At 56.8% G+C, this 16,133-nt stretch carries 12 protein-coding genes; 6 read left to right on the forward strand and 6 right to left on the reverse strand.

Going from position 1 to position 16,133, the window contains the following annotated elements:
• Nucleotides 1–31: 31 nt before the first annotated feature.
• Nucleotides 32–1,630 (reverse strand): extracellular solute-binding protein, encoded by a 1,599-nt coding sequence (locus tag D7M11_RS29310; RefSeq protein WP_120750832.1) that lies wholly within the window; start codon nt 1,628–1,630, stop codon nt 32–34.
• Between the two features lie 419 nt (nt 1,631–2,049).
• On the opposite strand from D7M11_RS29310, the gene D7M11_RS29315 reads away from it, so the two are divergent.
• Together D7M11_RS29315 and D7M11_RS29320 are read left to right on the forward strand one after the other, a co-directional pair.
• Nucleotides 2,050–3,378, forward strand: a complete 1,329-nt coding sequence (locus D7M11_RS29315; RefSeq protein WP_193556315.1) for a glutamate-1-semialdehyde 2,1-aminomutase — start codon at nt 2,050–2,052, stop codon at nt 3,376–3,378.
• 662 nt (nt 3,379–4,040) lie between these two features.
• On the forward strand, nt 4,041–8,576 hold the full coding sequence (locus D7M11_RS29320; protein ID WP_240041358.1) for a glutamate synthase-related protein: 4,536 nt from the start codon (nt 4,041–4,043) through the stop codon (nt 8,574–8,576).
• A gap of 59 nt (nt 8,577–8,635) precedes the next feature.
• On the opposite strand, the gene D7M11_RS29325 is transcribed toward D7M11_RS29320, so the two are convergent.
• Nucleotides 8,636–8,953 (reverse strand): hypothetical protein, encoded by a 318-nt coding sequence (locus D7M11_RS29325; protein WP_120750833.1) that lies wholly within the window; start codon nt 8,951–8,953, stop codon nt 8,636–8,638.
• A gap of 130 nt (nt 8,954–9,083) precedes the next feature.
• Between D7M11_RS29325 and D7M11_RS29330 the strand changes: the two genes are divergently transcribed.
• On the forward strand, nt 9,084–9,821 hold the full coding sequence (locus D7M11_RS29330; protein WP_120750834.1) for an HAD family hydrolase: 738 nt from the start codon (nt 9,084–9,086) through the stop codon (nt 9,819–9,821).
• A 68-nt stretch (nt 9,822–9,889) separates the two neighbouring features.
• Here the strand turns inward: D7M11_RS29330 and D7M11_RS29335 are convergent, their stop codons facing one another.
• The 3 genes from D7M11_RS29335 to D7M11_RS29345 all read right to left on the reverse strand — a co-directional run bounded on the left by D7M11_RS29335 (nt 9,890) and on the right by D7M11_RS29345 (nt 12,940).
• Complete coding sequence (locus D7M11_RS29335; protein WP_120750835.1) at nt 9,890–10,744, reverse strand: hypothetical protein; 855 nt, start codon at nt 10,742–10,744, stop codon at nt 9,890–9,892.
• Nucleotides 10,737–11,315: a sigma-70 family RNA polymerase sigma factor gene (locus D7M11_RS29340; RefSeq protein ID WP_120750836.1), complete on the reverse strand. Its 579-nt coding sequence runs from the start codon at nt 11,313–11,315 to the stop codon at nt 10,737–10,739. Before D7M11_RS29340 ends, D7M11_RS29335 begins: the two co-directional genes overlap by 8 nt.
• A gap of 239 nt (nt 11,316–11,554) precedes the next feature.
• A complete protein-coding gene (locus D7M11_RS29345) occupies nt 11,555–12,940 on the reverse strand; it encodes a family 4 glycosyl hydrolase (RefSeq protein WP_120750837.1) in 1,386 nt (461 codons plus the stop codon).
• A gap of 169 nt (nt 12,941–13,109) precedes the next feature.
• Between D7M11_RS29345 and D7M11_RS29350 the strand changes: the two genes are divergently transcribed.
• Nucleotides 13,110–13,967: a helix-turn-helix transcriptional regulator gene (locus D7M11_RS29350; RefSeq protein ID WP_120750838.1), complete on the forward strand. Its 858-nt coding sequence runs from the start codon at nt 13,110–13,112 to the stop codon at nt 13,965–13,967.
• Between the two features lie 47 nt (nt 13,968–14,014).
• Here D7M11_RS29350 and cidR read toward each other — a convergent pair whose 3' ends face one another.
• Nucleotides 14,015–14,911, reverse strand: a complete 897-nt coding sequence (gene cidR / locus D7M11_RS29355; protein WP_120750839.1) for a cidABC operon transcriptional activator CidR — start codon at nt 14,909–14,911, stop codon at nt 14,015–14,017.
• A gap of 118 nt (nt 14,912–15,029) precedes the next feature.
• Between cidR and D7M11_RS29360 the strand changes: the two genes are divergently transcribed.
• Nucleotides 15,030–15,401, forward strand: coding sequence for a CidA/LrgA family protein (locus D7M11_RS29360; RefSeq protein ID WP_120750840.1), 372 nt, complete (start codon nt 15,030–15,032; stop codon nt 15,399–15,401).
• Nucleotides 15,398–16,072: an LrgB family protein gene (locus tag D7M11_RS29365; RefSeq protein ID WP_120750841.1), complete on the forward strand. Its 675-nt coding sequence runs from the start codon at nt 15,398–15,400 to the stop codon at nt 16,070–16,072. The genes D7M11_RS29360 and D7M11_RS29365 overlap by 4 nt, the downstream gene beginning before the upstream one ends.
• The last annotated feature ends 61 nt before the right edge of the window (nt 16,073–16,133 follow it).

A 16,133-nucleotide genomic window follows, 5' to 3' on the forward strand; every position in this document is an offset into this window, starting at 1 on the left:
GGCTCGCACTCGCGGCAGATAACGGCGCTCTTTAGCGCGACGGTGCGCCGTTATACCGGTCATACTGCCTCTGCTTCGCCTGAAGCACGCGCTCCAGCCCGAGCGAACGCACCGTGTTATCGAACCGTTCCCAGTCGATCGCTTCCGCTCCGGTAATATAACGCGCCAGCGTCGACTCGACATAGGCGCGCAGCGGTGCGCCGTACAGCACCTCCGTTTCCTTCTCCTCGGGAGTAGGGAGCGTCAGCGGAATCGAATTGACCAGATACGGTTTGATTTTGCGGGCCAACTCCGCCCCGACCGGATCAGAATCGAGCATCGCCTGCGGCTGAAGCGACAATGGACCATGATCCGCGCGAATCCACGGCAGTGTCGGCATCGCCCCAATAGAGCGCAGGAATCGGGTCAAGTCCAGACCGTCCGGGTTGTGAACCGCATAATCGGTAAACTTCGGCTTGCCGTCCGCCATCGTAAAGCTCAGCCCTTCCACGCCGAAATTAACGATCCGGCTCCCTTCCTCGCTGGCGTAAATATAATCGAGCCAGCGGATCGCCAGCTCCGGGTTCGGACTGCTGGCGGAAATGCCAAACCACGAGCTGACAGGGCCGTATATTTCATAAAAGCCGTCGCGCTCCCCGCCTCCGGGCGGCACGGTCATCACCCATTCGGCTCCCGGGTAACCCGCCTCGCGATTGCCCGATACGTATTTCGGCCGCAAATTCAAAAATCCGTTAAGCGCGCCCACGCGTCCTCCCGCCACCTCGGACAGAAACGAATCCGGCGTTTTCGTCAAAAAATCGGAAGCCAGCAGCCCTTCGCCGTACAAGCCGCGCCACCACTCCACCAGCCGTTTTGTTTCCGGGTCCAGCCATTCGTAGCTCACCTTGCCGTCCGCATCCGGATAAAAGCCGTCGCTGTAAAACAAATGCCGGCCGACAGCGCTGCCGAACAGCTTCAGCCCCTTAAGGCCAATATCCGGCAGCAGCGGAATTTCGTCCGCCAGCCCGTTGCCGTTCGGGTCGTTATGCTTGAACGCTTTCAAAACGGCGTACCATTCGTCCAAAGTCGTCGGCTCCCGGAGGCCGAGCCGATCGAGCCAGTCTTTGCGGAGCATCAGTCCGTATGGATCGGTATAAGCGACGCCGGTCACTACTGATGCAAGCGCATACAGTTTTCCGTCCGGTAGCCGCAGCGCCTTGTCTACATCCGGATGGTCCCGCAAAAAAGCCGCTATGTTCGGCGCATGGCTGGCGATCAGCTCATCGAGCGGAACAATCGTTCCTTTGCCCGCCAGTTGGACGGGATCGCTTTCCGGGATATAAAAAATATCCGGCAAATCCACGCCCTTCGATAGCCTCAGCCTCATCACATCGCCGAACTGATCTCTCGGGACCACTTCCCAGACGATTTTGACGCCGGTGCGCTTCTGGATCTCCCGCCAAACGGGCAGATCTTCCGTGTAGCTTTTGGCCGCAAAATAGTTGTCGAGCGTCGCTATTCGCAGACTAGGCTTATCGCTCTCCCCCGCTTCGGCCCCGTTAGTACTGTCCGCCTTCCATTCGCAGCCGCTCGTCGTCCATGTAACGGCGGACAAAAGAGCGGCCGCCGCGATCAGCCCGCTTTTTCTCATTGTGGATAAGCCCCCCAGTCAACCTCTTTCGTTTCAGTTCGGATAAGCTTATCGTACAACAACCGGCAAGCGATACGCGACTGCTTTCTCTCCTTTCCGCGAATGTTTTGGCCAGACCAATCTGCGACGCAAGCGGACAACACCCGGCTATCTCCAAGTGTACCCGCCGGCTCCTATGCCGTATATCGCCTTTTCGTTGCATAATCGCCGCAATGTCGTTTTTTCGGATGAACCGCATAAAAACGAACGATCGGCATATCGCGCAGGGCCATCACATTAGGCCAAGCGGGTAGTATACGGCCACTGCGGGATGAAATTTTCATTCAATCCGTGTACAATTAAGGGCGGCAAATATCGATGAAATTGCGAGCTTCCGGTTACAGGAGGAAGCAAGCTTGAACAATAGGGAGATGAATCGGATGAACGACAGCCGTAACCGGCCGATGTCGGCGCAACTGTACGAAGAAGCTTTGCAGCATATCGTGGGCGGCGTAAACAGCCCTTCCCGATCCTTTAAAGCGGTAGGCGGCGGCGCGCCCGTCTTTATGAAGCGCGGTCAAGGCGCTTACTTCTGGGACGTCGACGGCAATCGTTATATCGACTATTTGGCCGCATACGGCCCGATCATTCTTGGACATGCCCACCCGCATGTGACGGAAGCGATCTGCCAGGCAGCGACCGACGGCACCTTGTACGGAACGCCGACCGAGCACGAAAACACGTTTGCGCGTCTGCTGAAGGAAGCGATTCCTTCGCTGGATAAAGTCCGCTTCGTCAACTCCGGTACCGAGGCGGTTATGTCGACGATCCGTGTGGCTCGGGCTTATACGGAACGCAACAAAATCATTAAGTTCGCCGGATGTTACCACGGGCATTCCGATCTTGTGCTCGTAGCGGCCGGTTCGGGTCCGTCTACACTTGGCATTCCCGACAGCGCCGGTATTCCGGTCAGCATTGCACAGGAGGTCATAACGGTTCCTTACAACGATCTGGCCGCGCTGGAGCTGGCGCTAAACCGCTGGGGCGGCGAAACGGCGGCCGTCATGGTCGAGCCGATCGTCGGCAACTTCGGCATGGTTATGCCGGAGCCGGGCTTTCTGGAAGGGCTATGCCGTATGGCGCGGGCTCATGGCGCCCTCGTCATTTACGACGAAGTGATCACCGCGTTCCGGTTTCACTACGGCACCGTGCAGACCTACGCAGGAGCGGGCTGCCCGGATTTTTCGGCGATCGAGCCGGATTTGACCGCACTCGGCAAAATTATCGGCGGCGGCCTGCCGATCGGCGCTTACGGAGGGCGGCGCGAAATTATGGAGCGCGTCGCCCCTCTCGGCCCTGCCTACCAGGCCGGCACGATGGCGGGCAACCCGGCCTCCATCCGGGCGGGCATCGCCTGTCTGGAGACGCTGCGCCAGCCTGGCGTCTACGACAAGCTGGAATCGCTGGCCGCACGGCTGGCGGACGGTATCGCGGACAGCGCCCGGAAGCACGGGATTCCTTTGACCGTGAACCGGATTGGCGGCGCGTTCTCGACCCATTTCTGCGATCATCCGGTACGCAATTACGACGATGCCCAGAAATCGGACGGGGAGTTGTTCGCCCGTTTCTTCCGCCTCATGCTGGACCGTGGCATTTGTTTAGCCCCTTCGAAATACGAAGCATGGTTTTTGACGATTGCCCACACCGAGGCCGATATCGACGAGACGCTTGCGGCAGCCGAACAAGCTTTTGTGGCCATACAGGCATAACGGAGAAATACAAATACACGAACATTCGAAGCGATTTTTCGTTCTTTTGTTCGTGTATTTTTTTCCAGAATATTGGCATGAACAATAACAATTGCTTATCGTTGTAAGAATATATACTTTTCAGCCATTTTCATACGATGTATTGAATGATCGTAAAATGCGTGTTATAGTATGTATACTTCATCAATTGGATCTAACCATCACCTTATGCAGCTAAAAATGAATCTTGTTAAAAAGCACTCCCGGCTTAAAAGAAAAACCCTTTAAACCTAACTTAAACCCAAAAACCTAAAACCCAAACCTAAACCCTAAACCTAAACCTAAACCCTAAACCCTAAACCCAAAACCTAAAACCCAAAACCCAAAACCCAAAACCCTTAAACCCAAAACCTAAAACCCAAAACCCAAAACCCAAAACCCTTAAACCCAAAACCCTTAAACCCAAAACCTTAACCCCTCACCCGTTCCCTAACCTTTTTCAACGGAATTCTTTTACTATTGCCCTTAATGCCGATACGCGGCTTCAAGTACCCATATTCTTTTTTTCGGAGCAGAGCTTGCTTCTATTTCGCCATCTCGGCGAACGTTATTCCATTCCATCAAGGAGGTTAGTAGGCCGGGGACAAATGATAGGCTAACGGCAATACCGGCCGAAATCACATATGAACGAAAAGATGATCAACGAAGGACGTTTCCAAAACCTGCTTCAAACCGAGCACGATAGCTGCGGTATTATATGCATCATTGAAAAAAACGGTCAGCCGTCCCGAGACAACATCCAGAAAACGATCGAAGCGCTCGTCAAAATGGAGCACCGCTCCGGTTTTATCGACGGCGAAGGCGACGGCTGCGGCATTTTGACCGACATTCCGCGCGCGCTCTGGTCGAAGCGCCTGACGGACGCCGGACTGTCCGGCGAGATTGCCCAAGATTCTCGCTTTTCGATCGCACACATCTTCATTCCGCGCAAGCTGGATTTATCCGTAGCCGAAATCCAGACGGCGATTCGCTCCATGTTCGCAGAACGCGGCATCCGCATCTTGCTTGAGCAGGAAGCGCAAACGGACAGCAGCATACTGGGTAAAAACGGCCGTCTCGACGAACCGTGCTTCTGGCAAGTAGCTGCCCTGTGCGAGCAGGAAGGCGTCGTCGTAGCCGACCATCTGTTCGAGCTGCACGTGGCGATCGAAGACCGATTCAACGTACACGTCGCCTCGCTCAGCAATTATACCGCATCGTACAAAGTGCTTGGCGCGGCCAGCATTTTGCCGAAATATTTCAAGGACACCCAAGACCCGCTGTTCGCCGCTCAGGTGACGATCGGTCACAATCGGTATTCGACGAACACGCTGTCGAACTTTTTCCGGGTGCAGCCGTTCTCCCTGCTCGGTCATAACGGGGAAATTAACACGGTTAAGAAAATGCGTTACGAAGCCGATATGATCGGCGTCCCGCTCGTAGACGGCGGCAGCGACTCGCAGGATATGAACCGTGTTATCGAGACGTTTATTCACCGCTCGGGCCTGAGCCTGTTCGAAGCGATGGAGCTCATTTTCCCGCCGATTCATAACGAGATCAAGCTGTTCCGTCCCGAGCTTCAGGACTTGTATATGTATTATCGCCAAATTTGGGGCCACTATGCTCAAGGTCCGGCCGGCATCGTTTCCCGATACGGCAACGAATGCATCTTCAGCGTTGATGCCCTCGGTCTTCGCCCGCTGTGGATGGTGGAAAGCGAAACGTCGCTGTACTTCTCCTCCGAGCAAGGGGTCATTACGGTAGATCAGATGGTAGCCGAGCCGAAGCCGGTAGCGCCGGGCGAAAAAATCGGCGTCGAGCTGACGAACGGCCAGCCAATACGCGTCATCCCTTACGTTGATGTGCAAACGAAAGTGCTGGAGCGTACGGCGAAACGGCTCAGCCTGCAAGGCGAAGGCAAGCATCTTTACTTCGGCAAAACGGACGCCGCCGCGCAGCCGCTCGCCAAAGTCACGGCAACGGATAAACTGTACAGCGCGTTCGGTTGGGACCGCGACGGCATCCAGATGATCGAATCGATGGCGCAAACCGGCGCGGAGCCGATCCGGTCGCTCGGCCACGACTCGCCGCATGCCGCCATTCACTGGGAGCGGCAAAACATTCCCGACTTCATCAAGGAGAGCGTAGCCGTCGTGACGAACCCGGCGATCGACCGCGACCGCGAGCAGGAGCATTTCTCGACCCGCGTCGTCATCGGACGCCGCCCGTCCTTGTACGGCCAGCCGGGAGCCGAAACTCGCTTCGAGATTATGGCGCCTATGGTGCTGGAAGGCGAGAACGGCATCGGCTCCTCCGAGGAAATCGGCCATCTGTCGCTGGAGCAAATTATCGCGGAATGCCGCAAGCAAGGCGAAGGAGCGGTAGCCGAGTTGTCGATTACGTTCAAACGCGGCACCTCGCTGCAAGCGGCGCTGGATCGGCTAGCGGAGGAAGCCGTAGCGGCTGTCCGCGGTGGGGCAACACTCGTCCTGCTTGACGATGCGAAGGCGCATCAGGACGACAATCTGTGGATGGACCCGCATCTTGCCATTTCCAAAATTGATGTGGCGCTGCGCGCCGAAAAGCTCGGCTTCGGCGACAATCTGCGCCGGCACGCGTCGATCGCCGTCCGCTCGGCAGCGATCCGAAACCTGCACGACATTGCACTCGCATGCGGCCTCGGCGCAGAGATTGTCTCGCCGTACATCCTGTTCGAGACGGCTGCGGCCAAGGACGGCGCGGCGGCTGCGCGCAAAGTGCTGCTGACGCTGCAAAAAGGGCTGGAGAAAGTCATTTCCACCATCGGTACGCATGAGCTTCGCGGCTATACCCGCTTCTTCTCGGCGATCGGCCTGAAGCCCGAGCTGGCGGAGGTGCTCGACATCGTCAGCTACCTCGGCAGCGAGAACGCAGGCACCGGCTACGCCGAGCTGGAGAAGGATGCGGAAGCCCGTTATGCGGATTTTCAAAACCCGAAGGCGAAAGCGGCGAAAAACTTCCGTTTCTTCCAGCGGATGTGGAAAGCGCTCGGCGACGCCGCCTCCGGCGAAGCGCCTTACAGCGAATACCGCGACAAGCTGCAGGAGGAAGAGAAGAAAAATCCGATCTCGATCCGTCACGTGGCGGAGTTCGACTTTGCCAAATCCGGACGCAAGCCAATTCATCCGTCCGAGGTGGATATTTCCGTAGGCAAACACAGCCTGCCGATGCTCATCTCCTCCATGTCGTTCGGCTCGCAGAACGAAACGGCGTTCCGTGCCTATGCGGAAGCGGGCGAACGGATGAACATGGTGACGATGAACGGCGAAGGCGGCGAAATCAAAGACATGCTCGGCCGCTACAAAAAAACACGCGGCGCCCAAGTCGCTTCCGGCCGATTCGGCGTTAACGTCGAGCTGGCGAACGCCGTCGCGTTCCTTGAAATCAAAATCGGCCAAGGCGCAAAGCCGGGCGAAGGCGGTCACCTGCCGGGCTCGAAGGTCACGGCCAAAATCGCCGCCGCCCGTAACGCAACGATCGGCTCGGATCTGATCTCGCCGTCCAACAACCATGACATTTATTCGATCGAAGACTTGGCGCAGCTTATTTCCGAGCTGAAGGAAGCGAGCGGACGGAAAGCGCAAATTATCGTCAAAGTACCGATCGTACCGGGCATCGGCACGATTGCGGTCGGCGTTGCCAAGGCGGGAGCCGACGTCATCACGCTGTCCGGCTTCGACGGCGGCACTGGGGCGGCTCGCGTCCACTCGCTCACCCACGTCGGCTTGCCGACCGAGATCGGCACGAAGCTGGCGCACGTCGCGCTTATTGAAGCCGGTCTTCGCCACAAGGTGGAGCTGTGGTCCGACGGAGGCATGAAATCCGGTGCGGACGTTGTGAAAATGTTCCTGCTCGGCGCAAACCGCGTCGGATTCGGAAGCCTCTCCATGCAGGCGATCGGCTGTACGACTTGCCGCGGCTGCCATCTCGATACGTGCCACGTCGGGATCGCCACACAGATCGACTCGATGGAGGAAGCGGAAGAGAAAGGGCTTCGCCGCTTCGTACCGCGCCAATTCGATCTTGCTGTTGAATCCCTCGTCCGGCTGTTCGGCGGCATGGGCGACGAAATCCGCGAAATCGTGGCGCAGTTCGGCTTCCAAAGCGCGCAGGAGCTCGTCGGCCGCTCCGACCTGCTGAAGCAAACGGCCCAGCTTGAACGAATCGATCTGTCCGATCTGCTTCGTCCGGCTCCGCTGTCGTTCCTGCAAGCGGCCGAAGCCGAAGCGGCTGCCGCCGTATCATCGGATATCCGCATTGCGGCCGGCGCGGAAGGCCAGGAGTTTTACCCGGATTCGCTGTCGTACAACAAGTCGGTCGAGCGGAACTGGTCCGGCATCGATGCCGAATCGCGCATTATCGGAACCCGCTTCTCCAGCCACCGCGTACGCGACCGGTTCGATGGCAGCTACGATAAGCTTCCGGAAGCATCGCTCGTTCTGAAGGACGGCTCCGTACCGGGTATCGGTCTCGGCGCGTTTAACGCCCGCGGCGTCAACATTACCGTTCACGGCGGGGCTGAGGACGGCGTAGGCAAAATGTCGCTCGGCGGCAAAGTCGCCATCTTGAAATCGCCGGGCAAAACGGGCCGGTTCATCGACGGCTCGGTCGGCAAATCGTTCTGCTACGGCGCGCAAAAAGGAACGTTTATCGTGCAAGGCGGCGCCGATTCCCGCGCCTGCATCCGGCTGTCCGGCGCCGATGTCATCTTCGGCGGCGAGATAACCCAGCCGCTGCAAGACGAGCTCGGCTCGATCGCCAGCCGCGCGAACCTGAAAGGCTTCGCCTTCGAATATATGACGAACGGCCGCGCCGTCGTGATGGGCGATCCGGGTCCGTGGATTTGCGCGGGGATGACCGGCGGCGTCATCTACCAGCGCTTGCTTCCGGAGATGGGGCTCGACCAGAAAGCGATCGAGCGCCGCGTCGCCAAAGGCGCAAAGGTGAGCATCCAGCCGCTCGGCGCGCAAAGCCGCAAAGATTTGACCGAGCTGCTCGGCGTATACCGCGACGAGCTGCAAGCGTCCGGGCAAGCGGAAACGGCGGCAAAAATCGAGGCGCTGCTAGGCAACCTCGACGCCAGCTTCGTACGCATTTCCCCGGTCGGCATGCAGGCCGATCAATCGGTGGCAACGGAATAATTTTATATGCTAATACCGAAGTCCCCCGAATGCCTGGCGCATCCGGGGGATTCTCGTTTTTATCGGGCCGGCCTTCCCATTTCCTGAAGCTGGGTGCCGCCACCCTCCTCCGTCGTGTAGGGCGCGCCGCCGTCCGAAATGCCCGAAGGATTCGTTTTCGGCAGTACGGGCTTCGTTTCCGGCACGGAGCTGCCTTTCGGCAAATTCGTATTGACCCGGTCCTCCATATGCTCGCCCTTCCTCATGCCGCGGGTATCTTCGGTATCCTCGGTCCGTACGGGCTGCTGCTGCATCCGGTAATCGCCCTGCCGGCAGCCGGATATCGACAAAACGACGAGCACGGCTGCCGCTGCGGCGGTCCAATTCGCTTTTTTCATCTAGGTCCACCTTCTTCCTGTGCGGTATGGATGAAATCTTATTTAGGTTGCCCCGAAAGAAGTGGTACAATAGACATGTCCGCCGCAATTTTCATCAAGTTTCATCGAGACAGCAAGGAGGCGAATTCCGATGAACAAACAAACGATTTTATTCGATCTGGACGATACGCTTATTCATTGCAATAAATATTTCAACGAGGTGCTCGACCAATTCGCCGATCTAATGACGACCTGGTTTCGCAGCATGCCGCTGCAAGCGGGCGACGTGAAACGGAAGCAATACGAGTTCGATTCGGTCGGCGTTCACAAGCTCGGCTTCGCCGCCGGTCACTTCCCCAATTCGCTCGTGGAGACGTACGAGCATTACTCGGCCATGTCCGGTCGCGAGCCTAGCGCGGACGAGCGCGAGCAGCTCATCTCCCTTGGCAAAAGCGTATACGAATTTCCGAACATCGAACCGTACCCGAATATGACCGAAACGCTGGGACTTCTCCGCGATCAAGGTCACGAGCTGTTTCTGTACACGGGCGGCGACGAGACTATACAGGAAAGCAAAGTGAAACGCGCCGGCCTTACCGCCTACTTCGGCGACCGGCTGTTCATTTCGGCGCATAAAACGACGGATGTGCTGGAATCGATACTGACCCGGCAAAAATTCAACCGGGACAAAACGTGGATGATCGGCAATTCGATCCGCACCGATGTCGTACCCGCTTTGGAAACCGACATTAACGCCATTCATATTCCTGCTATTCTGGAATGGCAATATAACGTGGTAGACATCGACGTCAAGCCGAAACGCGCCTTTTTACAGCTGCATCAACTGCTTGACGTGCCTCCGGCCATAGGACGGTACAGCGCGATATAATGCTTCGTAAAAAAGGGCGTCCCCAGTCATCTGATGACTGTAAGGGACAGCCCTTCTCGGCGCGAGCGTTACTCCGCCGGAGCGGGTGCGGCTCTTTGGGTTTGCTGCAAGTTTTTGAGCTTATCCTTCCCTTCTTCCGTCAGAGGAGCGACCGGGTCCCCGGTTTGCATTCCCGAAACGATTTTACCGAGCGTATCGGCATCAAAGTCCTCCTGGGCATACAACTCAACCGTAAAGCCGCGGTCTTCCCAGATGACAATTCCGTTTGCAAAAAACACCGTTGTCCCGCCGATCGTTTGCTTTTTCACTTCATCCGCTGTGGAAATTCCGTTTTCTCCTCCTTTGGAGACCAGCATATTCAAAGATTGCTCGCCCTTCCTGTACTGTAACTCGGCCATGCTGCTCCCTTGAATGACCGTATTTACATATTCGTATCCGCTCAGCCACCCAGGGGCTGGAAAATTCAAACCGAGGGCATTGCGGGCTTCCTGAAGGCTCAGTGTAACCGGTTTGGAGGCTTCCCTTACAGGATTTCCTGCGTTACTAGAGCTCGTTTCCACTCCCGTCCCTGCTCCTTCATTTTGCTGAACCGGAACCGCACCTTCATATTGCGTAATTTTCATGTTGCCGATATGGAATTGGGCGAAAATCGTTTGAAACATCTCCTGCGCATAAGTCGTTGCCGAAAATCCCCCGATCAGGCCAAGGGCGACAACCCCAGCCGCAATACCCGATCTCCATTTCCGTTTGTTCATAGTAATTTTCCCGTCCTTTGTCCGTTTAGAATCGTTTAGTTTTCCATTCTCCATATTGCGAACGATCCGGTTATAAAGCCGCTCTTTCAGAAACGGATCATTCGGTTCGTCGGCTTCCAGATAGTTCGATAACCGGCCCAGCTTGTCCAGATCGTTTTGGTCACTCATAGTTGACCCCCCCGGCCTCTAAGGTCTTTTGGAGCTTTTTCAAACTCCGGTGCAAAACAACGCCCGCGTTCGACTCGCTAATTCCCAGCAGCTCTGCGATTTCGGCATTTTTTAATCCGGCGCCGAACTTCATCGCGACGAGATGTCGTTCTTTTTCCCGCAGCTTGCTCAGCGCCTTGAACAATTCCCGATGATTGTCGTCGCGAATGGCCTGCTCTTCGGGCGAATGTTTGGACATCACGAGATCCCGCAAGGCATCGAGGGAGAACAACGCTCTTTTTTTCTGCGTCCGATAATAGTCGGTCACGACATTTCTGACGATGGCGAACAGCCAAACTTCGAATGCCGCTTTTTCCGGGGAATACCGGTCATATTTGCAAATAACGGTCTCGAAAACCTGACTGCACAGGTCCTCCGCAGCGTAATGATGATGGATCCGGTAGCAAATATATTTGTAAACCCTTTTGTGATAAAGGTCGAACATATGCGCGAAATCTTCCTTGGACATCAATCGGTCCGGCTTGTCCGCCTTGTCCAGGTAACGATCCGCGGCGGGGTGCACCACTTCCATCCGCCTTCCTCCTTTTCGAATGAGTGGGCTGCAGCCCGGATTGGCAGGAGAGTTTAACAAATTGCGCAATTTGTTTGTTGTGAACTCACAATAGTTAATACGTCAAAAACTCAAATCCATTAACAAAAGCAAATTGTTTTTAGAAAAAAGGAAGAAGGCACCCTCCGCACGGAGAGCGCCCTCATCTTGTTACTCCCTATTTAGTTAGACGAAGCTTCAGGCGATAAGGACCCATTCGTTTATTCGAACCAATACGCCGGAAGCGCGTCCCGCTCTCGCTCCATGATCTCCGCGATAATACGGTCGGCGTCGGCGATCGAATTCGTGAGCGGATCGGTCAGCATCGCTCTTCTCAGCTTCGCGAAGCTTCGTTCGACGACGGCCTCGGCGGTCAGCTCGTGCGTATCGAGCACAATCTGCTGCATTCCTCGCAGGCCGGTCGGCATGTTGCCGACGGGAAGCGGCTTGATCCCGTCCGTCGTCACCTCGCACATCAGCTCCAGAAACGCGTCGCCGCTCATATTCGGAACGGCTCCCCGGTTTGCCGTGTTGACGAAAAACTTTTTGCCCAGACCGCCGACCATGCTCTCGATAATATCGGTCGCGTGGTCCGGCCCGAACGTACGCATATAGTCGGATATCGGCTTCGCTCCGCTCAGGAAGCTGTCCACCTGCTCCCACATGCTCGCGTGGCGCTTGTACCGCTCCTCCGTTTCCCAGATCGACAGCTGCGGGATCGCTTCCTTCGTACGGCCGAGCCCCTGCCAGAAGCGGACGTATTCCTTTGTATGGGCTACACAGGTTGGAATATAGCCGAAAGCCTGATACAGCTCATACCCGATCGCATCGTTGTACGCTGCCTTCGCCCCTGTATCTCCCCCGTTTGTCGCCGTTTCCGCCCGCCGCCGCAGCCGCTCGGCAATGTTCGGCGCCACATCGCGGCCGTCAAATTCCGCCTTCAGCAGCCACGTAAAATGGTTGACGCCGGCGATGCGGAAATCGAAACGGTTCGCGATCTCCTCCGTATACGCTTCCTTCGACGGCACGATTTCCGCGTTCACGGCATAATTGCGCTTGACGTGGGGCATGTGCAGGCCGTCGCACAGCGCGAAGCTTTTCAGCTTCGGTGCGAATTTTTGCAAGGCGATTCCGTTTACGGCCGATGGGTTAATGTAGTTAATAACCCACGCATCGGGACAGATCGCTTCGATATCTCTGGCGCAGTCCATAATGATAGGCAGCTCCCGCATCGCCCTGAATATGCCGCCCGGTCCGATCGTATCGCCGGAGCACATGCGGATGCCGTATTTTTCCGATACCTCGCAATCGATGCCGCGGTATTTTACCGTATCCCGGGCGAAGCTGAGCACGACGAAATCCGCGTCCTTCAGCACATCCCGTCGATCCGTCGACCCTTCTACGGCGAGCTGGACTCCGTTTTCTTCCGCGACCATACGCGCCAGCTTGACCAGCTTATTCAGCCTCGCTTCGTCCGTATCGACAAGCGCTAGCGTCCCCTTGTTCAAATGCTCGGAATGAACCATTTGCCAGATCGACTGCCGGCCGAAAAACAAGCTCCCCGCTCCCAAAACGACTACCTTCGGTTTTTGTACGTTTGTCTGCATTGCCTATCCCTCCCCGTTTCTTTTCGTCTTCATTATAGGGATGGGGGCGTCCGGCGAACATATGGGACGGTTCCGATCTGATGTCAAATCGTACGATTTGGAAAATATCGCTTACGCTCATGATATAATTGGGATCAAGCGAATCCTTCTTACAAGGAGTACGAAAACGATGACGACCGCCGGCAAGCCCGTAAACCCGATCCGGTTTTTACAGGAGATGTCCGACCAGCTCACGCTTCGCATCCGCGCTTGTCTGGAAGATACCCACGAGAGCGGCTGGTCCGAGAGCAAGGTCCATTCTGATTACGATGTCTGGCTTCTGTACGAAGGCAGCATCGATATCCGCATCGGAGAATCGGTCCATCGGGCCGAGGCGGGCGACCTTGTGTTTTATTACCCGCATGTTCCGTACACGGCGAGCACGAACGAGGGGCGCACCCGGTTTATGTTCGTCCATTTCGACTTCGGCATCGGCGATCAGCTGCGCATTTTGGACAGCTTGCCGCTTGCCGGGATCGTGCCGGGCGGGGGCTTGCGCGACGAAATTTCGCTGATGCGCCAGTCTTACGAACAACGACGGAGCAGGAAAAGCGGCATCGCCGATCTGAAGCTGAAAGGAGCGTTCACGCTGCTGGTGGCCCGGGTCATCGAGCTGTACGAAGCTGGCGAATATGTCGGAGTTTTCCCCGGACGGCTTCCCCGGCAAAGCCGATCCAAAGGCTTGTCCTCGCTCCAGCCGGTGTTCGAGTACATCAACCGCCGCACCCATCTGCCTCTCCGCACCAAGGAACTCGCCGATGCGGCCGGTTTATCGGAAAAATATTTCATCACGTATTTCAAACAAACGCTGGGCATGACCCCGAGCCAGTACATTTATCAGTTGAAAATGAACAAAGCCAGGGAATATTTGTACCAGCGCAACTATTCGATCAAAGAAATTGCCAGCCTGCTCGGTTATCCCGATCCGTACAGCTTCTCCAAATCGTTCAAAGCCTACTTCCACGTGCCGCCCTCGCAATTCGTCTAAGCCTCGGATTCGAGGGCTAAAATCTTCTCGCAATGGCCCCTTGCGGACTAACCGCCGCTGCCGGGCGCAAGCTTCTCCTTCGCGAAGCGGATCCATTCCTTCAGCGCATAGGACATGTACGCCTCCTTGCGCCAGATCATCGCCAAATGCCACGGAATCCCCGGAGGCGTAAGCTTTACCGCAGCGATGCGGCGGTAATCGAGATGGCGGCATATCGTCTCCGGCAGCATCGCAATGCCGAGGTCGGCCGCCACCATTTCGCTGATAAAGTCCCACTGCGAGCTTTCGAACACGACGTTCGGCTGGAAGCCCGCCTCGATGCAAGCCGCCGGAATGCGGTCGTGCAGCGCAAAATCGTCGCGGAACAGGAGGAACGGCTCCTCCTTCAGCGCCTGCAGCGGAACCGATTCCGCGCTCGCAAGCGGGTGTGCGGGGTGGACGAGCAGCATCAAGTTTTCGCGCACGAACGCAAACGAATCGAACAGCTCCCCATCCGTCGGCAATACGACGACGCCGATATCGAGGGAACCGCTCTCTACGTTTTGGGCAATTTTTTTCGCCCCGTCCTCGATCAGCTCCAGACGGATGAGCGGGTACTGCCGTCGGAACTCGCCGATCACCTTCGGAAAAAATCTCGCCCCGGCCATCGGCGGCAGCCCGATCCGGATCTTCCCCTTCTTCAGCTGGACGATATCGGCGAGGTCGGACGACAGGCTGTCGAACGCGTTCACGATCAGCTGCGCCTGCTGCAGCATCGCCTCCCCTGCATCCGTCGGCACTACATGCTTCCCCGAGCGGTCCAGTAGGACGACTCCGAGCTCCTCCTCGATGCTTTTGACCATTTTGCTGATCGTCGGCTGCGTGACGTGCAGCGAATCGGCCGCTTTCGTAAAGCTGCGGTAGCGTACGACTTCCATGAAATATTTCAGATGGCGGATATCCATATCGCGCGATTCCCCCTTAGCAAATCGTCATAGACAAATGGAATGACTTTGATTCCATATATGTATTTTACCTATGACGATGGCGGCTGTATACTGACGGGGAAAGGTGGCGATATCAATGCAAGCATACTTCGCGATCGTCCGGCAAATCGTCGTGCTGATCGCTTTCTCCTATATCGGCAGTCTCATCTCGGCTCTTCTAAAGCTGCCCGTCTCCGGCAGTATCGTTGGACTTCTGCTCGTTTTCGCTTTGCTGAAGCTCGGCGTCCTTCGCGTCGAATGGCTCGAAGCGGGGGCGAACTGGCTGCTCTCGAAAATGCTGCTCTTCTTCGTTCCGGCGGCCGTCGGCATTATCGGCCACAAGGAGCTGTTCGGCTTGTCCGGAATCGGCTTCGCTCTTGTTATCGGGCTTGGCACAGTTGCCGTCATGGGCTGCTCGGGTGTAGCGGCCGAACTCATCTCGCGCAGAAAGGAAGCGGCTAAACGATGACAACAGTAGTATGGATCGCGGTTACGGTAGTTTGTTTCCTCGTCGCGCAGCGGTTGTACGTCCGGTTTCCGAAATGGTACTTGTCGCCGATCGTCGTCGTGCCGCTGGCGCTGATCGTCTGCCTGACGCTCACCCGCACGTCCGTTGCCGTTTACGACCGCGGCGGAAGCTTGCTGTCCGACATGCTGCAGCCCGCGACGGTCGCTTTTGCCGTCCCGCTGTACAAGCATTACGCGCTGCTGCGCAAACACGCCGTCGCCATCCTCACCGGCGTCGTGCTCGGCTCGTCCGTTGCGGTTCTCTCCTCATTCTCCATCATGGCGCTGCTGCACGCCAGCCCGCAAATGATCGCGAGCATGGTCCCGCGCTCGATCACGACGCCAATCGCCATGTCGGTTTCGCAAACGATCGGCGGCATTCCGTCGGTAACGGCGGTGTTCGTCATCGTCACCGGCATCGGCGGATCGGTGGTCGCTCCGCTGCTGATCCGTGCGCTGCATATCCGCGGATCGGTGGCGAAAGGCGTGCTGCTCGGCATGGGCGCCCACGGGGCAGGTACGTCGCTTGCCTACGAATGGGGCAGCGAGGAAGGCGCGATCGCCAGCATCTCGATGATCGTCGCCGCGATCGTCACGCTGGCCGTCATTCCCCTGTGGCAGGCAGTCGCATAACGGCTCCATTCCCGCATCAAATTACGATGAAATGCAATCCGATTCCCTACAACTCCTCGGC

The sequence above is a fragment of the Paenibacillus ginsengarvi genome, assembly GCF_003626695.1.
In the GTDB taxonomy this organism is placed as follows: domain Bacteria; phylum Bacillota; class Bacilli; order Paenibacillales; family NBRC-103111; genus Paenibacillus_AB; species Paenibacillus_AB ginsengarvi.